We start from the raw sequence: 24,695 nt of genomic DNA on the forward strand, positions 1-24,695 counted from the left end.
GAGCGCGCTGCGGCGTGTTGGCAAAGAAGACAGGTTTTTTTGCGAAAGACTGCGATCAGAACTTCGGTGGCGTTTCCAATGGCGTGTAGGGTGTCTTGCCGTCGCCATAGAACCGCTTGCGCGTGGCTTCGGCCACCCGGTTGCACAACACGTCGCCAAGCGTCGCGCGGTCGGTTTTGCATTGCTGGCGTAGTTCCTTCAACCGTGCCGGGTCGGCAGCCAGTTCCTCCACGGTCGGTACGTTGGCCTGCTTGGGTGTCTCCGACGGGCCGCAGGCCGTTAGCACGGCGACCACAAGCATAGGTGTTATTCGCTTCATAGCTCGAATTCCTCCTGTGATTCGGACTGAGGTGGCGGCACGGGCCTCACGCCTTCGGGCAAGTCGATCGCCTGCACCCGTTCGATGAATCGGGACAACACTTCCGAACGCTCGTCTTCGCGTCGCAACAAGTAGGTTGTCAGCATTGGCGAGCGGCCCGCCAAGGGCCGGGCCACAACGCCAGGTTCCCGGTTGGACACGATATGCGGAGCACCAGCCAGCCCCAGGGCGAAGCCGGCCGATACGACCACCATCATCAAGTCGAATGAGGCAACACGTTCGACGATCAGAGGTTCACGGTCAGAGCGGCGCAGCACACGTTCAACCTGTCGCGCGTAGCCCTCACATGCTTGCGGGTCGCAGAGAACCAGCGGAAAGTGCAGCACTTCATCCAGCGGGATGCGTCGGTGCTTGAGCAAATGATGGCGTGCTGGCACCGCCACCATCAGCGGGTCATTCCACACGGCTTCGGCGGCGATACCTTCGCCTACTTCATCCGATTGCGCGAAGCCCACGTCGTACAAGTCGTCTTGCAGCCCCTTGATTTGCTGCGACAAGGGCACCTGAAACAGCCGGATATCGACTTCTGGTTCCTCCTGTCGGCAAAGTGCGAGCAAGGTCGGTAGGCGCGGCGGCGTGATGCCATCGGACAGGGCAATACGCAACTGGCCGTGGAAGCCATTGGCCGCAGCCTTCACGCTGTCGCGGGCCTGCTGCAAGGCAGCGAACACGCGCGGAACATGCTCCAAAAACAGCTTGCCCGCCCGCGTCAGGCGCGTGCTTCGGCTGGTTCGGACAAACAACTGTTCACCCAAGTCTTCCTCCAACTCCTTGATAGTGCGCGACAGCGGTGACTGCTCGATATGCAGTCTCTCGGCGGCGCGGGCGAAGTGGAGTTCTTCAGCGACTGCAATGAAGTAACGCAGATGTCGTAATTGCATGGCCGCTCACGATTTCTTCGATTCTGCATCGCTGCATTTCGGCAGCGCGGCGGGTTTGTCCATCAAGACGAAAACCAAGACAGCGAGCAGCGCCCCGGATAACGGTGCCAGCCAATAGATCCAGTGGTTTTCCCAGTGATGGCTGAACAGCGCAGGCCCAAAACTTCGCGCCGGATTCATGCCTGCGCCTGTGATGTGTCCACCGACCAGTGCGCCCAAGAACACCACCGAACCAATGATCAGTGCACTGGTCGTTCGCAGCACGGTCAAAACCAGGAAAAAAGTCAGAATTGTCTCCACCATGAAACCGTTCGCCAGGCTGACGCCGGTGCCGATTCGGGTGGTGCCCGCTTCGATCCGTTGCCCGAAGAGGGCGAACAAAGCGGCCGACGCCAGACAGGCTCCAATGATTTGCGCGATGGTGTAATAGAGCAGGCATCTATACGAACACCTGCCAGTAGCGCAGAGCGAAAGTGTCACCACGGGGTTAAGGTGGGCACCGCTTGACGTCGAAATACCGCCAATGATGCAGGTCACGCTGACCCCAAATGCAAGCGCAACGCCGAGATAACTGACCGCGTCACCTTGCTTGCTCAGTATCGCTGCGCCCGCCCCGATAAAAATCAGCGCGAAAACCCCAATCAATTCGGACAGAAAATATTTCCACTGTGTAGGAAGCATACGAACTCCTCCGTGGACTACCCGTTCTTGTTCAATGCAGCGCCCCTTTTACGCAGCATTCCTATCCTCTTTCGCTTGAAAACGCCGAGATCAGGAAGACATGATCGGCCGTCCTGATCTCACTTCGTGTTGCACGCAAAATGGGGGCTCCTAGCATCCGCACCCAGCGGGGCCGCAAACGCCCACATCGGCCAGCGTCGGCACTGACTCGATCTGCGGCGTACCACACTGGAAAAGGCCATAGTGTCGGCGGCCGTCGCCAATCACATCGAACAAGATGCGATAACGACTCTTGCTGATCATGTCGGCCGTATTGCGACATACCGGTACCGCCCGACCGGTATCGAAAGCATGGCCGTTGTCCAGCACGAATCGGTCGGGGGCTTCCGGCAGGTTGCCTTTGTAGATGGCAACCTGCCCGTAATCCTCACAACGGTCTTCCAAATCCATCTTGAACAGGCGCAAGGTGATCGAGTACAACTTGGCACCCCCGAGCTTTGCTTCGATGGCGGGATTGGCGATGGTTTTCAGGCTCTTGGCGGTAACTCGCACATCAAGGAAGCCGGCAGCCTGTGCCAAGCGCACGAAGTCCTCGAAATACAGCGCATCACCGATGCACTCGCCGACGATAAGCGGATCGTCTTTCAACTCAGGGGCTAGCCTGCGATCTGAGAAGATATCGGCGAAGTAGATTTCGCCGCCAGGCTTGAGCAGTTTGGCCATGCCTGCCAGCACATCGGCCTTGGTCATCGACAGGTTGATCACGCAATTGGAAACGATGACATCTATGCTCTCCGGCGGCAGGTCGAGCTGATCCAAGGCTTCGATATTGCCTTGCAGAAAGCGGACGTTGCTTTCGGTGTGGCCGAAGACCTTGCGGTGGTGCTCCACATAGCTCTGCGCGAAAGCGATCTGTTCGGCTGTGGCGTCCACGCCGATGACCTTGCCTCGCTCGCCCACCAGACTGGACAGCACGAAGCAGTCGCGTCCGCCGCCGCAGCCCAAGTCCAGCACGGTTGCGCCCTCCAGCAGCGGGGGGAAGGGCGCACCACAACCGTAGAAGCGCATCTGCACGTCGTCGTGTATTTGCGTCAGGATGGCTTTGATGGCGTCTGACGGCGGCTCGTCCGCTGTGCAGACATTGGTCGCCAAATCTTGCTTATCCGTCAAGGTGTCCCCGTAGTAGTGCTGAACTTCCTCGATCCGCCGTTCCAGGGTTGGAGCTTGATTGTTCATGGACTGTCTTCCTTTGAGTTGAAGGGTTTAAGGTCAGTGGGCAGCCATGCGGCCCAACAAGTCGATGCCGACAGGCTCCTGCGCCTGCAACGGAATCATGGCGAAGCGATGGGCATGCTGGCCGCGCACTTCGGCAATCAACGGCAGTTCGCGGTTGGCGCGCGTCACCAGGAATGGCGATGCCGGACGGGCGGCAGCCAAGCTGTTGTTGATCACCCAGGCCCAAGGCTCGATCTGCGCGCGGCGCAAGTCGTGTTGCAGATTCACCGCTTCCAGCACCGGCGTGGTTTCCGCCAAGGTCACGACGATCACCTTGGTCTTCGCGGGATCTTGCAACTGGGTCATCGGCGTGACGACCTGCTCGCCGGGCTTGCCCATCTGCCGCACCATGTCGCGGTGGTAGGCACCGGTGGCGTCCAGCAGCAGCAGCGTATGTCCGGTGGGCGCCGTGTCCATGATGACGAAATGCTCGTCAGCTTCCTTGACGATGCGCGAGAACGCCTGGAATACCGCGATTTCCTCGGTGCAGGGCGAGCGCAGGTCTTCTTCGAGCACCGCCAGCCCTTCCGCATCCAATCCCTTGCCCTGGTTTTCCAGCACGAAGCGGCGGTAGTTCTCGGTTTCGACCTTCGGGTCGATACGGCTGACCGCCAGATTTTTCAGACTGCCGTCGAGCGTGTACGACAGATGGGCGGCCGGGTCGGATGTGGTCAGATGTACTTGATGGCCACGCTGCGCCAAGGCGACGGCGACTGCCGCCGCGACGGTGGTTTTGCCCACGCCGCCCTTGCCCATCATCATGACCAGGCCGTGTCCTTGCGTACTCAATTCATCGACCAGTTGCGACAAGGCCGGGAAGGTCGCCGCCGCCTGGGCATGCAAGGTTTCCAATGGCCCGTCGGTCTGCTCGCCCAGCAGCATGCGCAGGGCCTGCACGCCCATCAGGTTGAACGGCTTGAGCGGCAGGCGATCCTGCGGCAACGTGGAGAGATTCGCGGGAAGCTGATCCAGCGCACGCTGTTCCCGCTCGAAGATCGTGGCGGCCAGTGGATCGCCCTCGGCCGCTTGCTGGGAAAGCACGCCGTTGATGGCCAGGTACTGGCGGGTCAAGCCAATGCCGTGCAGTTCGTCATGAGTGTGGGAGACTTCCTTGAGCGTGGACGACTGCGCTCGCGCGACCAGCACCAAACGGGTTTGCGCAGAGTCAGCCAAAGCTTTGACTGCATCGGCATACTGACTCTGTTTCTTTTCCAGGCCGACCAATGGCCCCAGGTTCGCGGCAGCATCGGGATTATTTTCGAGATAGCCGGACCATGCACCGGGAAGCTCCAGCATGCGAATGGTATGTCCGGTGGGCGCAGTATCGAAAACGATATGGTCGAAGTCGCTGCGCAACGCTTGATTCGTCAATAAGCCGGTGAACTCGTCGAACGCGGCGATTTCAGTCGTGCACGATCCGGACAATTGCTCTTCGATGCTTTGCACGATCTCCGCCGGCATCGAATCGCGCACCGGATCGAGGACACGATCCCGGTACGCTTGCGCAGCTGCCATCGGATCAACCTCCAATGCCGACAACCCCGGCACTTGGGCAATGGCAACGACCTGGTGGCCGATCGTCTGGTCGAAGACTTGACCGACATTGGAAGCGGGGTCGGTACTGACCAGCAGCACCCTTTTACCGGCGTCTGCCAGATGCACGGCGGTGGCGCAAGCCAACGAGGTTTTCCCTACACCACCTTTCCCGGTAAAGAACAGAAAGGGCGGTGCATCGTGTAGAAATTTGAATGGCATGAGGTACTCCGTAATGTGGGTATGGGCCTGGCACTCAGGCGCGTGCGGCAGGGTTGCAGCAGGGCGTTGGCGGCGTGCTGCCGGCCTGCATGGACTCGGCACCAGACCAGCGAGCCAGTTCCTCGCGGTTCGGCAGGCGGCCCGTTAGGGCGATCACGCCATTGACCAGCGTGAGCGGCAGCGACTGCGTGCCCGATACGTCAAGGAATTCCTTGACGCGCGGATTGCTGACGAAGCTCTGCGGATTTTTCAGCAGGTTGTGGCGTTTGATCTCCAGCCCCTGCTGCCTGCACCAATCCATGTCGGCGTTGAAGTGCAGCGCGGCTTGGTCGATCACGACGCTGCTGGTGGCGCAGCATCCTGCGGGCTCGAAGATTTCGATGGTGGGCATTTGGGCTCCTTTCGAGAGGTCGGTGAAAACGGAAATGTAGTTACTTATGGTCTATGTATCGATGGTCGATAGATGGTACGTCAATACATAGATGGTCAATGCCTGTATTCAAAAAAAAACGCCATTACTGACGGGTGATGTGCGCAGCCACCTCCATCCAAGCATCTACCGCCACCGTGAAGGCTTCGCGGCCCTTGTCGGTCAACGTGTAAACCTTGCGTCCACGGCCTGCGACCGTTTCGGTATGCGCGGTGACATAGCCGCCCTGCTCGAACTCACGCAACACCGGGTAGATGGTGCCTTCGGTAGGTGCGCAACAACCTTGGGTCGAGCACTCCACTTCACGTGCGATCTCATAGCCGTGCATGGGCCGCTTTTGCAGCACGCTCAGGATGAAGAACTTGGACAGGCTCATCTTGATGATGCCGCTCCAATACAACCGGTCGGTATAGTCCACCGGTGTGCGCTCTACGGTCTTGAGGGAAGTCGTCGATTTAACCATGAGCGTAACTATATACCTTGTCCATCAAGGTATCAAGCAGCAACCGAAAAAATCCCCTCCTGGGGCGGTGCCTGGCCGGATGGAGGGCACTCCCTGTGGTGCATGAGTCTGCGGTCACAAGTGCAGGATCACGAGCCGCGATGAAGGGCAAGCCAAGCATCGAGTTCATGGCGTCCTGGCCTCTGTCGTGTTCGCCTTGCCGACTTGCTGATCGCTCTCGCGCAAGTACTCAATCAGGTACGGCATGATGTGCGCCGCATCGGCGCCCGCACCGCGCAGAGTGGCGGATGCGAAGTTGCGCTGCCGTGGAAAGCCCACGAAGTAGAGGCCGGGAATGCCTTGGGCGATGCCGTTCTGCTGTGCCAGGCGGTTGTCGGCGCTGACAGCGCCCAGTTCCCGGAGATAGGAGGCATTCGGGCGGAAGCCCGTGGCGAATAGCAGAACATCCACCTGTTCTTCGGTTCCATCTGGCCAGATCACGCCGCGCTCGGTGATGCGGGTGAACATTTCCTGGCGCTGCACCCGTCCGGTCTTGATTGCGTGACTGTATTTGCCGTTGTCGAGTACCGGCGTGCTCTGGTCGTTGAGCCAGCGCGTTTGCTCCAGGCCCGTCCACTTCACCCAGAAATGGAAGTCCAGTCCGAGGATGCGTTGCGGAAAGAAGCGGATCGGCTGCAAGGTGGCCAGCTTCACGCGGGCAACACCGGCAAGCTCCGTGGCGATTTGCACGGCAGAGTTCGCGCCGCCAACCACGACGATGCGGCTCCCCAGGAATCCCTTGGGATTCAGATACTCGGCACTGTGCAGCATGCACCCACGAAACTGCTCTTGTCCCTCGATGGCCGGAACATGGGGCATGCCAAACGCGCCGGAGGCTGCGACAAGCGTCTTGGCGCGGTAGTGTTGGCCGCTGGCCGTCACCGCCTCGAATGCGTCACCATCACGGACGACGTTCACCACCTTCTCGCCGACGCGAACCGGCAGCCGGAATTTATGCGCGTACTCGTCCAGGTAGCCCACGACTTCATCGCGGTGCGGGTAGCGCCTTTGCGGCCCCGGAAACGGCAGGCCGGGCAGCGCGGAGTAGCCAGCGGGCGAGAACAACTCCAGGCTGTCGTAGTAGCTTCGCCACGCGCCGCCGGAGCGGTCGGAGGCTTCCAGAATCAGGAAGTCAATTTGCCGTTGCGCAAGGTGCCAGCCCGTGGCCAAGCCAGCTTGGCCACCGCCGATGACGAGGGTCTGCAATATCTTCATGGTCAATTTATCATCTATATATGCGCATACATGCACACAATGAACAAAAAAAGGGGCGAACGATCATTTGTTCCTAGCCCCGTTCGCAGGGCAGCAATAGGGCGCGAGTCGGCCAACTTCACGCAAGATCACCTCGAACTTGTGCATGATCGCCGGCCCGTCTACCTCGTAGATGCGATGACGCCCTGCGCGCTCCATGCGCACGATCCCGGCCTCCAACAGCAGTTGCAGGTGCCGCGAAATCACCGAACGCTCCTGCGGCAGCTTCTCCGCGATCTGTCCCACGTCCGCCCGGCCAAGCAGCATCAGTTGCCGCAGGACGGCGACACGCGAGGTTTCCTGCAACGCCTTGAACAGCGGGTCGTCCAGCACGGCTATTGCCGAGTTGATGGCCTGGGTGCGCAGTGCTTCTTGGGTCGGGTCGTTCATCTTCTGTCGGGGCTGTCGGGGTCAGGTGGCAACATATTATATGTGCATATATGCGCACGCATAATTAATTCGATCTTTAGCCGACGGACGGGCCGCGCTGGCGACCGAGTTCCCAGGAGGCATGCCCGCCGCGGACTGTGGCAGCCAGGGATTGGCCCAGCCGCTGTTCGATGACGGGCTTCCAAGGTACGAGCGTGAAACCCAAGCCGTCGTCCAGCATGGCGAAGCGCCCGCTGGCAAGCATGATGGAGCGCCGGTAGATACCGGCCACGCGCTGCCCGTCGGCTACCGGGCGATGCTCCAGGGCGGTTTCGGCGGCAATGTCCTTGGCGGCCTGCGCCAGTTCCCGATTGCGCAGCGTGCCCAGCAGGTTGCGGGCGAGGATGACGCGCTGGCCGTGTCGTTGGGCTAGCCCCTGCTCTTCGAGGAAGTCGGCACGCTGCCGCATGGCCTGCTTGGCGTCGCCGCCAAAGCCCAGGTCGCCCAGGCCCGAGCCACCGCCGATCAACTGCTGGTCGAGCCAGGTGGCCCCGATCACGTGGGCCTGCCGCTCGATGGGCAGGTGAGATTTCAGCTCCACGGCCACGCCGCCCAGGCGCTGCGCATCGTACTGGCGGCCACGCTCGGCCAGGTCGTCCGGCACCTCCCATAGCCCTTCGGCGACGCGCTCCACGATGCCGGCCCGGCGCAGGGCTTCCAGCCGCCGGACATGCGCCGCGACAACTTCCTGTGGGTCGCGCCCGTCCTTGGCACGGCCCTGTTCGATTGCCAAGTGGTGATCGGCGCGGTACAGGCCATCGCTCGCCAGCGCGGCGATGTTTTTGTCGGCCGCGCGCACGTCGGTCGAACCCTTCACTTCCACCACCGCGCCTGTGGGATAGTTCGCCAGCTCGTCGCGGGCATTCAGCGCGACGTAGTGGGCCTTGCCGTCCGTGCCGTCGATGACCAGATAGCCCCGGTCGTGTAGTTCGTCGGCCAGCCCCTTCGCGGCCACGCGGCCAAGGATGGTTCTGCCATCGTCGCCCGGCTCGAACACTGCCAGCTCGCGCGGCTGCCCGCTCATGGCCCGCTGCATCGTGCGGATAATGTCGCCACGCTCGCCCAGGGCACGCAGGGTCTTTTCCGCATCGGCATGAATGGCCCAGGTGCCGGGCTGCGTCTCGTCGGCCAGGCCCAGACGCTGCAAGCGTTGCAAGCGGCCGATCAGCAGCAGGCGTTGGCGTTGCAAGTTCGGCTCGCTGAAGCGTTCGATCTGCACCCGGCCATCCTCGCCGGATTCGCGCTGCAAGGTGCGATCCAGGCTTGTCCACCGCGCCTGTTCCACCTCGCGCCCCAAGGTCTGCTGGATCTCCAACTCGGTGCGCGGCCCCAGCCATTCGGTCGCCAACTCGGCGGCACGATGGCGGAAACCGTGGGCGATGTAGTCGCCGGCGATGATGAGGTCTTTGCCGGTGTCGTCGCGTCCGCGCACGATCAGGTGGGTGTGCGGGTTATCGGTGTTCCAGTGATCAACTGCTACCCAGTCCAGCCGCGTGCCCAGGTCTGCTTCCATGCGGCTCACCAGATGGCGGGTATAAGTGCGCAGGTCGTCCAGCTCGGCTCCATCCTCGGGCGAGACAATGAAGCGGAAATGGTGCCGGTCGTCGGCGCAGCGTTCCTTGAAGGCGTCCAGGTCGGCTTCGTCGGCCTGCGGCCCGTAGGCCCGGCCCGGTTCGCCATCACGGCCCGCGCCGTCGCGTTCGACATAGCGCAGGTGCTTGGCGAGAGACTGTGGGCTGGCCCGCTGGTGATTGACCAGCAGCGTCTTGATGGTCACGCGCCGCGACATGGGCGTTAGCTTCGCCCCGGCGAAGCGCGCTGCCGTGTGGCCGCGCCCCAGGCGCGAGCCGGGACGCTGGCCGGTGCCAGCCGCCCCAGGACGGCGCACCGCCGACTTGCCGCTGCTGGCTTTGCCGGCCTGCTTGAGCACTTTGGAAACAAAGCTCTGCCCCTGGCCCTTGCCCCGGTTCTTCGGGGCGCTTGGGCGCACGCGGAAATCGTCGTCGCGGCGGTCGGTCATGGCCGTTCTCCCGGCAAGCTCTGGCGTGTCCAGTCGTGCGAAGCACGCGGACATGCCTGCATTGGCGCGACCTTCGCGCCGAACACGGCACGGCGGCGAAGCCGCTCCGTGCCGTGTTCCCCCCATGTGCAGACTGGCTTTCGACGCGGCCCGGTGCCGCGTCCTTTTGTCTTGCCTTCCGCCTGTGCCCCTCGCTGGCGCTCCGGGCATCGGCGGCCCGGCGGCGCTGCTGCGTGAGCAGCCAGCGCACCGGCGAACGCGGCAATGGCCGCAGGCCGGGCGCGTTCGAGGCAAGACGCCTGCACGTTGGACGGCTGCGCCGAAGGCAGCGCGACGTGCGGTGCGAATGCACCGGCACGGCAGGCGCGAAGACACGGCAGCAGACGGCAGAACGACATGCCCGATGGCACGCCGGAGCGCAGCGAATCGGCGGCCATCATGGGCGTGTCTCCAGCCAGATCGGGCGTGCAACGCCGATCACGGCGGATGCGCTGATCGGGCCGAAATACCGGCTGTCGAACGATGCCGGATTCGTCACGCTCAACAGGAACAGTTCGCCCGGTTCAAGGCGGCGGCAAAGCGGCAAGGACGGCAGCGCCCGGCCCAGCCGGTCGGCAGGCAGCACGGCGGCCGAAGGCACGCCGTCGATGCGTACCTGACCGGCGACGATGCAGACGTGTTGCGGCGCGACTGCGCCCACACGCTTGAGCAGCGGAATGCGCGTCGGCAGGTAGCCGCGCTGCGCAGCCAGCGCGGAAGCCGTGGCCGGCAGCGGCACCAGCACGATGCTGTCCACGGACAACGGACGTGGCAGCGAGGCGGTGCGACCGTCGAACGGGTCGATGCGATACCAGCCGACCGCCACGCTGTCGGACGGGTTGTAGGTCAGGCGTGGCAACGGCGACACGAAAGCCACCCAGGCCAGCGCAGCGAAGCCGATGGCGGCCAGTGTCGCCACGATGATGCGAACGCGCAGGCGCGAGCGAGGACGTGGCGCGGTGCCTGTGGTGGTGGCCGTGGTGGTCGGGGCGGTCATGGCAGCACCTTCCCGGCTAGCCAGGCGGCGTGCCGCTCGGCGGTGTAGTCGGGCAGCGCAAGGCGGGCTGCCAGACGGTTGCCCAGCGTGCGCCAGTACGCGGGCGACACGTCGATGGTGGCGATGCCCAGCGCCTCGATGCCGTCGATGCGTTCCAGCACGGCACGCACGTTGGCATCGCCTTCGGCGTGCAGCAGCAGGCGCGCGCCGGGCTGCACGCCGGGGATGCGCTGCACGGCATTGAGCGGTGTAGCGGTCTGCATCACCATGAGTTGCCAGCGGATCGTGCCGTAGTCGTTCGCCTGCCAGCGGATGCGGCAGAGCATCGCGCCCGGCAGGAACACCGCGCAACGCCGCCAGCGGTCGAGCTGGAGCGTGCGCGCAGGTTCGCCGAAGCGCAGGTAGAGCTTGAAGCGGTGTTCGAGGTAGGCCAGCGAAACGCGCGTCAGCGGCACGTTGCCGGCCTGTCCGGCGAGTGCTGCGGGATGCAGCGGCAGCGCAGCCGTGGCCGCGCCAGCGGCAGGCGAAGCGGATGTGGTCATGGTGTGTTCTCCCTGCGGTGCTCGGGAAACTCCCGCTCCAGCAGGCCGCGCAGCAGGTCGGCCACGGTTACGCCTTGCGTGAAGGCCGACACCTTGATGCGCGCCCGCATGGCGGGCGTAATGTCGAGGGTCAGGCGTGCGGTGTAGAGGTCGCCTTTGCCCAGCACATCGGCATCGCCCTGGCGAATCCACGCCTCGGCGTGCGGATTCGCGGGCGGACGTGCGCCGATGCCGACGCGCTTGCCCGTGCGTTTGTTGTTGGATGGCTGCTGCGCTGTCATGTCGGCCACCGCAGCAGTTCGTCCACCAGGACGGTGATTTCGCGGGCGGCGGCACTGTCGGGCGCTGTCTCGCGTGCGAGCCGGCCAGCGGCCACGCTGTCGGCGAAGACGATGCGCTGATGCACCTCCGAGTGCAGCGCGGGCAGCGGCTGTTCGGCGAGTGATTGCCGCGCCTCGCGGCCGATGATGGTGGTGCTGACGCGCCGGTTGATGACGAAGGCCGCGCGCAGCGCAGGCCGGAACACCTGCGCCTCGCGGATCAGCGAAACCATTTCCGAGCTGGCCCAAAGGTCGTAGGGGCTGGGCTGCACCGGGATCAGCACGCGCTCGGCCGCCAGCAGCGCGGAGCGCGCCAAGGCGGCAATGCGCGGCGGGCCGTCGATGACGACGTGATCGGCCCGCCTGGCGAGTTCTGGCGCTTCCTGATGCAGCGTTTCGCGGGCAAGGCCCACGGCGCTGAACAGCCGTGGCAAGCCTTGCTGGCTTCTGCGTTGCGTCCAGTCCAGTGATGAACCCTGCGGGTCGGCATCGAGCAGGACGACATGCTGGCCGCGCAGCGCCAGTTCGCCCGCGATGTGGGTGGCGAGCGTGGTCTTGCCGACGCCGCCTTTCTGGTTGAGCAGAGCGAGGATCATGGCGTGGCCCTCCGTGTTGGGAAGCCGGCCTGTCCGTGCCGTTTGGTGCTTGTCCACCGAAACGGCGCGCTTCTACTAAAAGTTATGTATTTATTGTTAGGTAAGTTAGAGGGGCCGCAAACCCGCGCCGTTATTGGCTTTCCGGCGTTTTCGTACTCCTGATAGCACGATAGGCGTACTCCTGATAGCACGATACCCGGTACTCCTGATAGCACGAGGCCGTCCACACCTTTTCCCGCAGTTATCCCCGTGCCGTGTGCAGCACGGGCCGGAAGGTCAGCAGCTCCGTTCCGTCGTCCGGCATCCGCTCGATGCCCAGGACGTAGCCGGGCAACGACTGCCGCGCCACCAGGGCACGCAGGTCGTAGGCGAAGTCGGAGAAGCGTGCCGCGCTTCCCGACTTGCGGTGCAGGTGCTGGAAGTCGAACTGCCAGCCGTCCGGCTGCTTGCCGCCGTGCTTGCGCACCAGGCGGTACAGCCAGCGTTCGATGCCGCCCTTCAAGCGGAAATAGGCTGGGTCGATGGTCAGCACCAGGGCGGCATCGAGCACGCCGGCATAGAACCAGTCCGGCAGGATCAGTTCGATGCCCAGCGGCACGCCGCTGGCATCGGCCAGCTCCTTCCACTCGTTGATCCACGAGAAGCGATGCAATCGCCTTCCTGTGGTTTCGCGGATGGACGTGGCAACGGTGGTCGATTGCAGCCGGTCGAGCGCGGCTTTCAGCCGCAGGTAGTCGTTGAGGGACGTGCCGCGACCGATGAAGCGCAGGATCTCGTAGGGCGTGGCCCGTATCCAGCGCGACGGGCGGATGCCCGCGTCGCGTGCCTCCACGATCTGCGAGGCGGCCCAGATCAGCACGTCGGCATCCCATATCGTGGCGATGCCATGCTCGGCTGTGCCTTCCACGCGGATGGTGATGCCGCCGGCGCGGAAATCGATCGGCGCGATGCGACGCGACTTCGCCAGCGAGAAGAACGGAAAGGCCATCAAGTCCTGGCTGTCGCGGGGTGCCATGTCGCCCGGCAGCGCACGGAACAGGTCGAGCTGTTCGCGCTGCGGCAAGGCTTGCCCTGGTGGGCTGGACATGGCAACGGCCACCCACGCGCCAGCGATCAGCGGCCATCACGGTAATCGCCCGCGTGGCGTTCGGCGTATTCCGGGTCGGAAGTCGCCTCGAAGCTGCGAGCATCGGCCCAGGCGTCGAGGTCACTCACGGCGTACATGACGCGGCGGCCGAACTTGCGGAACTTCGGGCCGCCGCCGATCACGCGCTGTTTCTCCAGCGTGCGCGGCGAAAGGCGCAGGTACTCGGCGGCTTCGTCGTTGGTCAGGTAGCGTTGGGGCTGCGCGTGCGCAGCGACAGCAGCGGCGGCAGGCCGCAAGGGAGCTGGTCGCATGGGGTGTACCTCCATCAAGCCCGGCCACACCACGCGGCCGGATAGAGGCACTTTCAAGAAAGCGAGGCTTCTTGCTAAGGGACGATCTGCGGGGGACGCAAAACGTCCCCCCTACTGCAACGGCAGCAGCGGAAGCTGTGCCAGGCGGCGATAGCCGCCGTGCATCAGCGCATTGCCACGGCGCACTAGCCGCCGCACGCGGGCACGCAAGGCGCTGTCCTTGTGCCAATCGGTCGCGACCGCATCCGCGCCGAACAACCCTTCGGCGACTTCGCGCAAGGACGCGCCCGCCAAGGTCGCATCGAGCGCCTGCAAGGTGTGCAGTTCCAGCACCGCTGCCGGCGTGGGCCGGGAATGGGCCGCCGCCGCAGGCACGGCAACCGTGGCGGCGGCCAAGGCATCCAGTTCGGCCGCGAGCGTGCGATAGCGCACGCAGGGCGTGGCGCAGGCGCGGGTGGCGTAGAGGTAGGCCATGCCGTCCTCCAGGCCCGGCCCGAGCGCGAGCCGCAGGCAGCAGCCGGGCCAATGCGATACCAGCACCAGGCGCTTGCCGTCGTGGATCAGGTGCTTGTGGCCAGGAACGCGCCAGAACTCGAAGGCATGGGCTTCGGGTGGCGGGTCTGCATCTGGATAAAGCTGCACCACGGCATCGTGATCGGGGAACCAGGCTGGATGCGCGTCGCGGGCATCCAGGGCCGGGTCTTCCAGCAGGCGCAGGCCCCAAGCCTGCGCTGCGTCTGGCCGGCGACGTCGGCGCTGCCAGTCGCGGCGGTAGCCGGGATTTCGGCGCAGGTACTCCCAGGCCAGCGTGGGGCCGTCGAGGTGCAGGACGTAGAGATAAGCCGCTGTCGGATACCAGTGTTCGGCGCTTTGATCAGTCATGGCGAAACCTCCCTGTTGCTTGGGATGCGTCGCCACGGGTTTCGCCGTGCGGGAGCCATCAAATCGCCATCATGTCGTCATCAAGCACGGATAATCTGTAACTATCGGCGTCAAGACCATTTGGCTCCGGCGCAATGCGTAAATCGTCTGAATGCGACGGCTACGCGGTCAGGAAAATGGCGCGTAGCACCGGATACCGTGCCGCAGCCTGCGTCAAGGATCAGGACTATTTGCAGCAGGGTCGCACCGCTTCGGTGCAAGAATGCGGAACAAGACTTATCCGGTCTTGACCAAGACTGAAATAGTCACGGTGCGCCCCGGCTGGCCGGGCTGCGCTGGCTTTCATCAGTCCGTGATTGAACCGTTCTCCTGCGCCAGCCGGACATACTCCGACAGCGGGCGCACCGCCTGGAAATACCGATCCCGCCGCACTGGCAGCTTGCGCGGCCCGACGATGCCAGCCAGGTCGGAGAGCTTGATCGTCCCCAACGCAGGCATCCCGATGCCGAGGTCGATCAGGCCATAGGCCGTGTCGCCATCGGCAGGATTGAGCGACACCAGCAGCCAGGTCGCATGCGCGTCCGGGGTGAACAAACGCACCACGGGCAGCGGGTCGAGCCGCTGACCAGCGGCGAGCGCCGCGCCGTGGGCCAGCAGCCGGGCGCGTTCATCAGCGGTGACAAGCGGCAAGGTCATGGGCTGCCTCCCCACGAAACCGAAGATGCGCGGATACGCTTTTGTGCCGAAGCGCAGAACCGCCGAACCGCATCCGTGCATTCGTGTGGAAGCACGGATGCACAAGTCATCGCATCCGTAGAAGAACGGAAGCGCAGAAGTGGAATTGTAGGAAGCCGGAAAGACACGGATGCGATTCCCCGGTTCTGTCGGAATCCGCAGATGCGGATTTCCGTAAAAGCACGAAAGCGGGCCAGTCAGCCATGAATGAACACTATAGATTGTAGCCCTATAGGGCGCAATGGGCTGTCATCTTGGTTTTTACGAGGAAACCAGGTTGGTGGCAGCGAAACACTCATTAGCAGCGGCAATACGGACAGTCAGGAAGGCGCGAGGCTTGAGCCAGGAAGCGTTCTCCGACGTGTCCAGCCGCACCTATATGAGTACGCTGGAGCGCGACTTGAAAAGCCCGACCCTGCACAAACTGACCGAGCTGTGCAAGGTCATGGAAGTGCATCCGTTGACGTTGCTGACGCTGGCCTACGCCGGCGACGATACGCACAAGGCCGACGAGTTGCTGGCTCAGGTGCGCCAGGAACTTGATGCGGTACTGAACCCTGATAGAGATTGAGGAGAGACATGGCATATCGAAATGGAAACTACACCGCCTTTTACGTTGCAGAGCCATTCCATACCAGCTCGCTAGGTGCCAATGCGACGAAGGATTTTCAGTATTACAACACCCTGCGGATGTGGAAAGGTGCTGATGCGACGTTCCCCTTCGTCGATTCGCATGACAAAACTTACAGTGTCCGCGATGGTAGCGATTGGGAATATACCCTGAAGCCCAGGCTCAGGGAGCGCCTTCGGAACTCAAAGAACATCATCTTCATTTTGAGTTCGATCACGTCGAATTCCCGTGCCCTTCGAGAAGAAATCGACTACGGGATCAACGATCAGGGATTGCCCGTCATCGTCATCTATCCCGAACACACCACCAAGGAAAGCCTACTTGTCGGTGGATCATTGAAGCAGGCGGTCAAGAATCTTTGGGGAAATCTTCCTGTGTTCCGGGATTCGATGAGCAAAGTGCCCACACTTCACGTACCGATGAATAAAGACCTCATAAAACAGGCGTTGCAGAACAGTGAGTTCATGGTGGGGAGTAAAGGAAATCCGAATTTTTACTGGTACACGCCGTAAGTAGCCAATCTTTAAGGCGAGTGGAAGAACCTTATGGCGAAAGTCAGTTTTGTTGACAAGCGGGTTGTTAGAAAATTCCTTGAGACCACCTCCGTCGTCAGTGGCGCACTGTCATTTGCGGTTATTTTCTATGACATTCCTGCCGAGTGGAAGCTGAACGTCGGCTTGGCTTTCTTGGCACTTCTGGCGCTCATCTACCTATTTATATGGCTCTGGTCAAACAACCTGAACAGCATCGACATCAGTGTTGAGGGCAGCGATGTTTCGATCAAGACCGGGGACATTTTTCAGCAACCAGGATTGAAGGCAATTGCCTTCAATGAGTATTTCGACACGCAGGTGGACAACAAGATTATTGGTGAGACCTCCCTGAATGGCGTTTTCATTCAGAAGCATCTTGGTGTCCCTATCTCCGAGCTGGATCGCCACATTGACGAATACGCATTTGACGGCAGTGAAGTTCTGGATGAGAACGAGGCCAGAAAACAGGGTAAGAAGAAAAGATATCAGATAGGCACGATCTGCCTGTATAAAGACTACCTCCTGACCGCATTCTCCAAGTTCGACGATAACAACAAAGCTTTGTTGACGATGCCGGAGTACCTTGAGTTTCTCATCAATTTTTGGGACAAGGTAAACAACGTATATGCGCAGCAAAGCGTATCGGCCACGATCTTCGGCTCAGGTATCACGCGAATCAAAGGACACAAGAATATTTCCGACGAGGATCTCCTGAAGATCATGCTGTGGACGTTCAGGATCAGCGAGATGCGATTCAAGTATCCCGCGAAGCTGACCATCGTGATCCACAAAGACAAGATCGACCAGATCAATCTTCTCGACATCAAATCCGCCAGGAACGGTGTGTAGTTCCGCCCTCATAGCCGCTCGGGGCGAGCCTACTTCCCGTAGGTGCCACGATCAGCAGCACCGCGCCCCGCCGCAATGGGCGGGGCGCGGTGGGTGGCCATCAGGTCGCCTTGGGCTTGCTGCGCGACCAGATCAGGTCGTGCGTGCCGTTCTCGCCTTCGATCAGGCGGGCATAGACCGTCGCCGGGAATGAAGGATCGTCGATGGCCACCGACAGGTAATCCCGCCCGGCCTCGCTGGTTTTCTTCCACGCCGCGCCGAAGTCGTGGCCGGCCGCCTGAAGGCGGAAGTCCGGGGCGCTTTCGTTCTCGCCCTTGTCGTTGGGAACCAGCTTGGCCTTGACGTTGAGGGTCAGGGTGCGGAGCTGGCCGGTGAAGCCGTCTTTTTCTGCGGTGAAGGTGCCGATGTTAGCCATGATGATTTCTCCTTTCGGGTTGAACAAGGTCGCGCCAGTGCGTCCTTGTTGTGATCCGTCCGGCGGGGGATGGGCTGGCCGCACCGCGCAGCGGTCGCAACACCGTGGAGAACCTGGAAGCGAAAAGAATTTGTCCCGCGAGGAATGCGTGCAGCGCAGGGGAAATTGTTTTCGCTGGAAGGTTGCGGCCATGAAGCCCAGCCACCGCCAGGATTCACAACAACACAAGGACGTACTGGCTGCCCGCTCCCGAATGGAGACATGGCCGACTCGGCATCCCCGCGCGACGGCTTCACCGGCCTGTACCCTGACACGGGCAAGGACAACACCCGGCGACAAGGGCGCAAGCGCCACTGACGTAGCAGGCGGCCTCTTGCATGAGGCGTAGTTTGGAAGCTCCATTGCAGGGCCGGGCGGCGTGTCGGTGAACCGTCCTTCGTGACGTACAGGCGTCGAACTGCCAGCGTCGAGGACGGCACGCATTCGTGCAACCTGTCGCAGCAAGCCGGGGCGTAGCCCCACAAGCCCTGCCCATTGCAGCGGGGCGCGTTCTGAATGTCGTCGGTGCTGTGCGCCGACGCACTTATGGGCTTCGAGAGGTTTTCCGCGCACAAGGCCACTTGTGCGCCGCCCCTTCGCCGCCTGTCCGAAGGCGGCGAAGGGGCGTTCTGGCTTTTGGCCTTGAACACCGGGCGCGGCCACTGCCGCGCCCGGATTTGCTTTTCACCGCGCTCAGGGCGGAACGACCTGGGCGCGGTGCTGATCGGGTTATTCCTTCGTCTCGACAATCCACCACGCGGCACGCGGCAAGGCGTGGCCTGTGATGGGGTGAATGTCGGTCAGGTCGGCGCGGGCCGTCCAGCCGCGAGGCGGACGATAGCCGCGCACGTCGCCATCGCCGTGCCAGCGGCGGGCACGCACGGTGCCGGGGGCATAGACTGCTGCCATGCGGGGGCTGCTTGCGGAGTTGCGGTTCATGGTGGCTTCCTCAACGTGAAGCGCCCCGATCGAACCGGGGCGCTCATCGGAGCAGGGTCACGCGGCCAATGCCTCGGCCGGCTCATCGGTCACGGCGACGGTGTCCGTGGTATCGGCTCGTGTATCCGTCGTCACGTCCTGGGGGGCTTCGGCGCGGAAGATGGCAGGCATCCAGCCGGTGCCATCGGCCAGCCGCTCGGCTTCGCTGGCAATGTCGGCCTTCTTCAACTTCGCCAGCCGGGAAACCTGCTCGGGCGCGTACTCGCCCACGGCTTGCAGGATTGCGACCTTGGGAACGTGCTTGAAGTAGCCTTCTGCGCTCGGCTGCCACCATGCGGCCATGTCGAGGCCCACGGCCTGCGCCAGTTCCTCGCCGGGCTGGTGCGGCATGGCGCGATGCGTCACCACGTCCACCGTGGAAGCCACGCACACGGCCAGAATCCGCGCCAGTTCGTCTTGCGACTTCGCCAGCAGCGCGGCGAACAGTTCGGCGCTGTCCTGCGGCAAGCCTTCACCGGCTACCTGTTGCAGTTCGCGCAGCGCCACGGCGGCGGGCGATTCCGGCCAGTCCGGGGCCATGCCTTCCAGCCGGTCTTGCACTTTCAGGCTCACGCCCAGCGGCAAGTCGTGGCCGTAGTAGCTGTCCTGCAAGACCTTCTGCACCATGCCATGCACCAGCGCGGCCAGTGCAACTTGCGGATGCCGGGCGACTTCGATTTGCAGCGCCGCCGTGCGGTGGGCGCTCAACCGCTGCGCCAGCCGGTCGGACATGGCGGCGGTCTTGGGCTGCCCGTCGCCGTCTGCGTCCTCGCCTTCGTCGTCGTTCCCAGCATCCTCGCCGCTGAAACCCTGCCGCAGCCGTTCCAGCGTGCGCAGCGCCTTGGCCTCGGCCTCGCGCAGCAGCCCGCGATGAATCACGGCCTGCCCGTTGCGGTCGATGGTGACGATGGCACCGGCTGCGGCCTTCACGGTCGGGCTGTAATCCTGCAAGCCATCTTCCAGCGCCTGCAACTGCTCGCCCACGGCTTCGCCTTCTTCCTGCAAGGCGTCGGCCTTTTCCTCGTCCTCGGCGTCCAGCGCATCATCCACGGCTGCGGCCAGTTCCTGCATCTTGGCTTGTAGCTTCTCGATGCGCTGCACTTCGCGCTTGGTGGGTTCGCGCCGCTCCCTCGGTGCACGCTGGAAGGCGTGCAGGTCGGTATGGGTCACGCCCGGCGTGGCATCCACCCATGCCCAACCCTCAGCGCGAACATTGGCGGCAATGCCTGCCAGCCGGTTTTGCGCCAGCCGTTCCAGCAGCGCGGCATCGGTCAGATACACGCCCGCGTCACCTTCCGCGAACAGGTCACGGCGCACGCCACCGCCTGCGGCCTCGTAGGTGTCCAGCCCGACGAAACGCACCAGCGGATGCCGGTAGGCGTCGATTTCCCGCTCGGTGAGACGGTCGCGCAGCGCGGACGGCTGGCGCTGCCACGTCGGCGCATCGTAGAAGGCGGCTTCCTGCGCGGCGTGGTCGTCGGTGATGGCAAGGGCCATCAACTGGTCAAGGCTCACGGCATCGGCCCGATAGTCGGCCATCAGGCGCGGCGAGACATTGGCGAGTTTCAGGCGGCGTTGCACCACCAGTGGCGTGACGGAAAAATCCGCTGCAATGTCCTCGATGGGGCGGCCTTCGGCCACCAGCGCGGCGAAGGCTTCAAACTGGTCTGCGGGGTGCATCGCTTCGCGCTGCACGTTCTCGGTGAGGCTGGCGGTGCGCGCCGTGCCATCGGCCACCAGCAGGCAAGGCACCTCCCATTCCTTGCTGATGCGGTGCTTCTTCGCCAGCAGCTTCAATGCGGCCAGCCTGCGGCCACCGGCCACGACTTCGTAATGCTCGCTATCGGCGGCGGCAATCACGATCAGGTTTTGCAGCAGGCCCACGCGCTGGATGCTCGCGGCCAGTTCGGGGATGGACATGCGCGGGGTCTTGCGCACGTTGCGGCCCGTGGGGCGCAGCACCAGCCGCGACAGCGGAACCAGAATCAGGTTCTTGGTCGGGTCGGCGACTTCCAGCATGGCGGCGGCATGGACGGCGCGGGCTTCGGTTTGGGTAACGGCGTTCATGGTGATAGCTCCTATCGGTTCAGGGGATGCAGCAGCGAGAGAAGCGGCAAGGGCTGCTGCCTGCCCCTGCCGCGTGGTGAGTCAGGCTTTCAACTGGCGCATGCCATCGGCCAGCAGCCACAGGGCGCGGTTCAGGCGCACATCGGAATCAATGCCCAGCACGGGGCGGGTTTGCTGGCGGCGTCCGTTGGCGCTGCGCCCGGACAGTCCGCCCTTGGTCAAGTTCTCCTGCGTGCGGTTGAACACGCTCCACAGGTCGGGGCGGCGGTCATCGAACCGGCGCGGCATCAGGATTTGCGATTCGGTGATGGGTGCGGGCTTGTTCGGGTCGTCGTACTTGAGGGCCAGCGCGGCGCGGGCGAATACTTCGGCTTCGCCATCGTCCAGCGTGATGCCGCGCATCAGGTCGCGGGATTCCTTCACCCGCTCGAAGCCGCTCAACACCTCGAAGGCGCCTTCGATGACGTGCCCGGCCACGTCGCCTTTGTGGGGCACGCGCACATCGGCCACGGTGTCGCCGCAGACAAGGCCATTGCTGCAAACGAACCGGAACATGCCGGCCAGCATCTGATAGCTGCTGGTGCCGTCGTGCGAGTTCAGCAGCACGATTTCATTGGCTTCCGCACCGTTGATCTGGCTGGCGTGGCGCAGGCGCAGCATGTGTTTCGTGTGCTCGCGCTTGCCTTCGTCGCGCACGCGGGTCTGCGTCACCATGAAGGGCTGGAACCCTTCTTTGCGAAGCTCGGTCAGCACGGCGGCGGTGGGGATGTAGCTGTACCGCTCGGAACGGCTCTCATGCGGGGCGTCCGCGAAGATGGACGGGGCCACCCTGCGGATTTGGTCGTCGGACAGCGGGTAATCGCTGCGCAGTGCCGGGGAACGGGAAGCGAAACGGGATGCGAGTTGCATGGTCTTTCTCCTGACAAAAAAAGGTTTGCTGTTCACACCGCACACCGGATTCCTAGATTCGGAGCCCAGCCTTTCGGCTGTTTGGTGCGGTCGGCGCGAGGAACCCGGTTGGCCCTGTTGCCACCGTCTTTCCTGAGTTCATCGCCCGCGACGGTCAGGAGCGCGCGAACGGGTGCTGTCAAGGAAACAAGCGCAGGGGGTGGTGCGGCCCGCAGCGCAGCGAGGACACGGCCCTGCGCGCCTTGACGGCACACGGGCGCGGGCTACAGTCGCGGACAAGGTGATGAAGTCAGGGGAGACGGCTGGACATGGCAACGGCCTTCCCATTGCGCTGACCGCACGGCAAGCGAAGCGCGCAGGCCCGGATCTGGAAGCCGGGCCGGAGGCGTCAGCCGAGCGGAGCGAGGGAACGATGGAAGCCCGACAGGGGCGAGACGCCGCAGGCGGCTCGATGCGCTACGCACGACAGCGCGACCGGCCATGTTTCTTGGCCGGGGACGCCCATGCAATCAACAATGGACAGCATGGGCTGGATACCCAGGATGAAATGCCACTGGTGTGCAGAGGTTGCCGCGCCGGTGCAGCCGGGGCGGCGGTATCAAGGGGCGCCAAGCGCAGCGCGGCGGGGATGGCCGCACGGCCTTCCCCTGGAGTGCAAGCGAAGCGCGCAGCGCCGCAGGCGCGAAGGCATCGGCACCGGGCGCAGCAGAAAAAAGGCGCGTCGCCCCGAAGGACAACGCGCCGGATGTTGCCGCGATCAGCGCGCAGTCATCGCCTGCAACTGCTCGATCACGCCGGGTTCAACGAACACGCATGGCTGCTTGTCCTCGATCGGGACGTTGAACACATCGGCGAACACCTCGCGTTTCAGGTGGGCCAGGCGGCCCGTGCGATATGCCTGTTCGGGCTTCATGCGGCCGCTGGCCTGCGAGCCGCTGCGCTGCGGGTCGCATTCGACCAGGGCGACAAAGCCATTGTCGGACAGCTTCTGATGTTCAGGGCACAAGCCCCAGCCTGTCGCCGTGTGGCGCTCCATGCTTGCGCGCAGGCGCTTGTCCAGCAGGATCGTGCCGGTGTCAAAGCGAGTGCCGCAGACCAGGCAAACGTGTTGTTCGAGGGAAACGTGCGATTTGTCGTTCATGACGATCTCCGGTTGCACGGGCGGAATTGCCCGGAACCGTCGCCAGCACGGCGCAGCGCAGCAGTCAGGGGTCAAGGACGGCCACGGGCCGCAAGCGTGCAAGGCACGCGCAGCCCTTGACGGCGAGAACGCCGTGGTACGGTGAAGGGAACAGCAAGACCGCCCCACACCTCCATGCTGGCCTATGAATTTCCGAAACGCTGTCTCGGATTTCCGAGGCAGCGTTTTTGCCCGGCCCGCGCCGGGCGCAGCAAAAAGGGGCCGAAGCCCCTTCGTCAGATCAGGCCGCGTTCGGCAAACGATGTGGTGTCGGTGCCCGCGACGATGATGTGATCCAGCACGCGCACGTCCACCAGCCCCAGCGCCTCCCTGAGCCGCTGGGTCAGCGCCCTGTCGGCACCGCTCGGCTCGGGATTGCCGCTCGGGTGGTTGTGCGAAACGATGACCGCCGCAGCGTTGAGCCGCAGCGCCTCCTTGACCAGCTCGCGCGGATACACCGATGCGCCGTCGATAGTGCCGCGAAACATCTCGGCGTACTCGATCAGCCGATGCTGCGTATCAAGGAACAGCACCGCGAACACCTCATGCTCGAAGCCGGCCAGCTTGGCACGCAGGTACTCCTTGACCGCCGCCGGCGACGTGAACGACGTACCGCGTTGCATCTTGCGCTCGATGGCCTGGCGCGCGGCCTCCAGAATTTGCTCGGTAGTCGCCAGCAGGTAGCGGCCCTGTGCGTCACGCACCATCAGCGAGGAATCGAACGAGGAAAAGGACAGTTGCGACATGATCGTGCTCCGGTTGCTCGGGCGGAATTGCCCGGAACCGTGGCGAGCACGGCGCAGCGCAAGCAGTCAGGGGTCAAGGACGGCCACGGGCCGCAAGCGTGCAAGCACGCGCAGCCCTTGACGGCGAGAACGCCGTGATACGGTGAAGGGAACAGCAAGACCGCCTACACCCGCCCATTGCACTCGCCCGCCTTTGAGCAAGCGGAGCGCGCAGGCCCGCCAGGGCCGAAGGCGTCAGGGGTCAAAGCCGGATGGCCGCGATTCGGCACGAAGCGCGGGGCGTAGCCCGCGAACCCGACGGCGGCACGCCGGGACGCTATGCGGTTTCGCACTGACTCTTGCCAAACAATTCAATAAATGTTGTATTATCGAACAATGAACGAAGATCAAACTGTCTCTGCCCTGAGTGCTCTGGCTCACACGCAACGACTGCGCGTATTTCGTGCCTTGGTCGTTGCCGGCCCCGAAGGGCAAACCCCCAGCGTCTTGGCCGACCAGCTCGACGTCGCCCGTAACACCTTGTCCTTCCACCTGAAAGAGTTGGCCCACGCGGGTCTAGTCACGATCGAGCAAAAGGGCCGCAACCTGATCTACCGCGCCGACTTCGCCCATATGAACGGGCTACTCAGCTATCTGACCGAGCACTGCTGCCAGGGCAACGTGTGCGAAGTCACCAATCCCCCCCACTGTGACTGCTGATGCCATGACCGACACCACATACAACGCACTGTTCATCTGCACGGGTAACTCCGCACGCTCCATCCTCGCCGAAGGCATCCTCAACGAGTTGGGCAAGGGGCGCTTCCGCGCCTACTCAGCAGGCAGCCAGCCCAAGGGTGAAGTGCATCCGCTGGCACTTGCCACGCTGGAGCGGCTGCATATGCCGACGACCGGCTACCGCAGCAAAAGCTGGGACGAATTCGTGGCGCCAGGGGCACCAGTGTTCGACTTCATCTTCACCGTCTGCGACAACGCCGCCGGCGAGGCATGCCCGTTTTGGCCAGGGAAGCCGGTATCGGCGCACTGGGGCGTGCCCGATCCCGCAGCCATCGAAGGCAGCGAAGAACAACGACTCAAGGCATTCAAGGATGCCGCGCTGACCTTGCGCCGCCGCATCGAGTTGTTTCTGTCGCTGCCACTGCAACGCCTGGACGCCATGTCGCTGCAACGCGAGTTGCGAAACATCGGCCAAGAGTAAAGAGCGTTGCTTCGTTAACAACCAGATTTGAAAGG

Annotated in this window: 29 protein-coding genes; 5 read left to right on the top strand and 24 right to left on the bottom strand. The window is 63.3% G+C overall.

Annotated elements, in window-relative coordinates; all coding sequences use genetic code 11:
• Positions 1-55 precede the first annotated feature (55 nt).
• The 18 genes from E6C76_RS05775 to E6C76_RS05870 form a co-directional block, all read right to left on the bottom strand.
• Positions 56-301, bottom strand: coding sequence for an EexN family lipoprotein (locus E6C76_RS05775; protein ID WP_440607507.1), 246 nt, complete (start codon positions 299-301; stop codon positions 56-58).
• 14 nt (positions 302-315) lie between these two features.
• Positions 316-1,260 carry a LysR family transcriptional regulator gene (locus E6C76_RS05780; RefSeq protein ID WP_033946871.1) on the bottom strand — a complete coding sequence of 315 codons (945 nt, stop codon included), beginning with the start codon at positions 1,258-1,260 and terminating at the stop codon, positions 316-318.
• A gap of 6 nt (positions 1,261-1,266) precedes the next feature.
• Positions 1,267-1,941 (bottom strand): MIP/aquaporin family protein, encoded by a 675-nt coding sequence (locus E6C76_RS05785; protein ID WP_136347297.1) that lies wholly within the window; start codon positions 1,939-1,941, stop codon positions 1,267-1,269.
• A gap of 150 nt (positions 1,942-2,091) precedes the next feature.
• Complete coding sequence (locus E6C76_RS05790; RefSeq protein ID WP_136347298.1) at positions 2,092-3,177, bottom strand: methyltransferase domain-containing protein; 1,086 nt, start codon at positions 3,175-3,177, stop codon at positions 2,092-2,094.
• A gap of 33 nt (positions 3,178-3,210) precedes the next feature.
• A complete protein-coding gene (gene arsA, locus E6C76_RS05795; RefSeq protein WP_136347299.1) occupies positions 3,211-4,971 on the bottom strand; it encodes an arsenical pump-driving ATPase in 1,761 nt (586 codons plus the stop codon).
• A gap of 34 nt (positions 4,972-5,005) precedes the next feature.
• Positions 5,006-5,362 (bottom strand): arsenic metallochaperone ArsD family protein, encoded by a 357-nt coding sequence (locus E6C76_RS05800; protein WP_136347300.1) that lies wholly within the window; start codon positions 5,360-5,362, stop codon positions 5,006-5,008.
• 124 nt (positions 5,363-5,486) lie between these two features.
• The gene (locus tag E6C76_RS05805) at positions 5,487-5,819 is read right to left on the bottom strand and encodes a PadR family transcriptional regulator (protein ID WP_211090122.1); all 333 of its coding nucleotides are present in this window, start codon (positions 5,817-5,819) and stop codon (positions 5,487-5,489) included.
• A 210-nt stretch (positions 5,820-6,029) separates the two neighbouring features.
• Complete coding sequence (locus E6C76_RS05810) at positions 6,030-7,118, bottom strand: flavin-containing monooxygenase (RefSeq protein ID WP_136347301.1); 1,089 nt, start codon at positions 7,116-7,118, stop codon at positions 6,030-6,032.
• Positions 7,119-7,181: 63 nt separating this feature from the next.
• Positions 7,182-7,547: an ArsR/SmtB family transcription factor gene (locus E6C76_RS05815; protein WP_136347302.1), complete on the bottom strand. Its 366-nt coding sequence runs from the start codon at positions 7,545-7,547 to the stop codon at positions 7,182-7,184.
• Positions 7,548-7,623: 76 nt separating this feature from the next.
• Complete coding sequence (locus E6C76_RS05820; RefSeq protein ID WP_136347303.1) at positions 7,624-9,606, bottom strand: relaxase/mobilization nuclease domain-containing protein; 1,983 nt, start codon at positions 9,604-9,606, stop codon at positions 7,624-7,626.
• 436 nt (positions 9,607-10,042) lie between these two features.
• Positions 10,043-10,642, bottom strand: coding sequence for a S26 family signal peptidase (locus E6C76_RS05830; protein ID WP_136347305.1), 600 nt, complete (start codon positions 10,640-10,642; stop codon positions 10,043-10,045).
• Positions 10,639-11,184 (bottom strand): DUF2840 domain-containing protein, encoded by a 546-nt coding sequence (locus E6C76_RS05835; RefSeq protein WP_136347306.1) that lies wholly within the window; start codon positions 11,182-11,184, stop codon positions 10,639-10,641. Before E6C76_RS05835 ends, E6C76_RS05830 begins: the two co-directional genes overlap by 4 nt.
• On the bottom strand, positions 11,181-11,465 hold the full coding sequence (locus E6C76_RS05840) for a chromosome partitioning protein ParB (RefSeq protein ID WP_136347591.1): 285 nt from the start codon (positions 11,463-11,465) through the stop codon (positions 11,181-11,183). Before E6C76_RS05840 ends, E6C76_RS05835 begins: the two co-directional genes overlap by 4 nt.
• Positions 11,462-12,100, bottom strand: a complete 639-nt coding sequence (gene parA / locus E6C76_RS05845) for a ParA family partition ATPase (RefSeq protein WP_136347307.1) — start codon at positions 12,098-12,100, stop codon at positions 11,462-11,464. The genes E6C76_RS05840 and parA overlap by 4 nt, the downstream gene beginning before the upstream one ends.
• Positions 12,101-12,341: 241 nt before the next feature.
• Positions 12,342-13,187 (bottom strand): replication initiator protein A, encoded by an 846-nt coding sequence (locus E6C76_RS05855; protein WP_136347309.1) that lies wholly within the window; start codon positions 13,185-13,187, stop codon positions 12,342-12,344.
• Positions 13,188-13,213: 26 nt separating this feature from the next.
• A complete protein-coding gene (locus E6C76_RS05860) occupies positions 13,214-13,498 on the bottom strand; it encodes a helix-turn-helix transcriptional regulator (protein WP_136347310.1) in 285 nt (94 codons plus the stop codon).
• 111 nt (positions 13,499-13,609) lie between these two features.
• The gene (locus tag E6C76_RS05865; protein ID WP_136347311.1) at positions 13,610-14,380 is read right to left on the bottom strand and encodes a DUF2285 domain-containing protein; all 771 of its coding nucleotides are present in this window, start codon (positions 14,378-14,380) and stop codon (positions 13,610-13,612) included.
• Between the two features lie 345 nt (positions 14,381-14,725).
• A complete protein-coding gene (locus E6C76_RS05870; RefSeq protein ID WP_136347312.1) occupies positions 14,726-15,076 on the bottom strand; it encodes a DUF2958 domain-containing protein in 351 nt (116 codons plus the stop codon).
• A 280-nt stretch (positions 15,077-15,356) separates the two neighbouring features.
• On the opposite strand from E6C76_RS05870, the gene E6C76_RS05875 reads away from it, so the two are divergent.
• Genes E6C76_RS05875 through E6C76_RS05885 form a run of 3 tightly spaced genes read left to right on the top strand, consistent with a single transcriptional unit; the run spans position 15,357 to position 17,128 of the window.
• On the top strand, positions 15,357-15,686 hold the full coding sequence (locus E6C76_RS05875) for a helix-turn-helix domain-containing protein (protein WP_456320486.1): 330 nt from the start codon (positions 15,357-15,359) through the stop codon (positions 15,684-15,686).
• Between the two features lie 8 nt (positions 15,687-15,694).
• Positions 15,695-16,258, top strand: a complete 564-nt coding sequence (locus E6C76_RS05880; protein ID WP_136347314.1) for a TIR domain-containing protein — start codon at positions 15,695-15,697, stop codon at positions 16,256-16,258.
• Between the two features lie 33 nt (positions 16,259-16,291).
• The gene (locus tag E6C76_RS05885) at positions 16,292-17,128 is read left to right on the top strand and encodes a macro domain-containing protein (RefSeq protein ID WP_136347315.1); all 837 of its coding nucleotides are present in this window, start codon (positions 16,292-16,294) and stop codon (positions 17,126-17,128) included.
• 100 nt (positions 17,129-17,228) lie between these two features.
• On the opposite strand, the gene E6C76_RS05890 is transcribed toward E6C76_RS05885, so the two are convergent.
• The 6 genes from E6C76_RS05890 to radC form a co-directional block, all read right to left on the bottom strand.
• Positions 17,229-17,543 carry a DUF736 domain-containing protein gene (locus E6C76_RS05890; protein WP_136347316.1) on the bottom strand — a complete coding sequence of 105 codons (315 nt, stop codon included), beginning with the start codon at positions 17,541-17,543 and terminating at the stop codon, positions 17,229-17,231.
• Between the two features lie 768 nt (positions 17,544-18,311).
• Positions 18,312-18,521, bottom strand: coding sequence for a hypothetical protein (locus E6C76_RS05905; RefSeq protein ID WP_136347318.1), 210 nt, complete (start codon positions 18,519-18,521; stop codon positions 18,312-18,314).
• A 57-nt stretch (positions 18,522-18,578) separates the two neighbouring features.
• The gene (locus E6C76_RS05910) at positions 18,579-20,627 is read right to left on the bottom strand and encodes a ParB/RepB/Spo0J family partition protein (RefSeq protein WP_136347319.1); all 2,049 of its coding nucleotides are present in this window, start codon (positions 20,625-20,627) and stop codon (positions 18,579-18,581) included.
• 81 nt (positions 20,628-20,708) lie between these two features.
• On the bottom strand, positions 20,709-21,536 hold the full coding sequence (locus E6C76_RS05915; protein ID WP_136347320.1) for a DUF932 domain-containing protein: 828 nt from the start codon (positions 21,534-21,536) through the stop codon (positions 20,709-20,711).
• Between the two features lie 757 nt (positions 21,537-22,293).
• Positions 22,294-22,677: an ATPase gene (locus E6C76_RS05925; RefSeq protein WP_073673104.1), complete on the bottom strand. Its 384-nt coding sequence runs from the start codon at positions 22,675-22,677 to the stop codon at positions 22,294-22,296.
• A gap of 275 nt (positions 22,678-22,952) precedes the next feature.
• A complete protein-coding gene (radC, locus tag E6C76_RS05930; RefSeq protein WP_136347322.1) occupies positions 22,953-23,462 on the bottom strand; it encodes a RadC family protein in 510 nt (169 codons plus the stop codon).
• A gap of 375 nt (positions 23,463-23,837) precedes the next feature.
• Here radC and E6C76_RS05940 point away from each other — a divergent pair, with 375 nt between their 5' ends.
• Together E6C76_RS05940 and E6C76_RS05945 are read left to right on the top strand one after the other, a co-directional pair.
• On the top strand, positions 23,838-24,161 hold the full coding sequence (locus E6C76_RS05940) for an ArsR/SmtB family transcription factor (RefSeq protein ID WP_023912031.1): 324 nt from the start codon (positions 23,838-23,840) through the stop codon (positions 24,159-24,161).
• Positions 24,162-24,165: 4 nt separating this feature from the next.
• Entirely contained in the window at positions 24,166-24,660 is a 495-nt protein-coding gene (locus E6C76_RS05945; protein ID WP_136347324.1) for an arsenate reductase ArsC, read from the top strand.
• The last annotated feature ends 35 nt before the right edge of the window (positions 24,661-24,695 follow it).

Source organism: Pseudothauera nasutitermitis, assembly GCF_004801295.1.
In the GTDB taxonomy this organism is placed as follows: domain Bacteria; phylum Pseudomonadota; class Gammaproteobacteria; order Burkholderiales; family Rhodocyclaceae; genus Pseudothauera; species Pseudothauera nasutitermitis.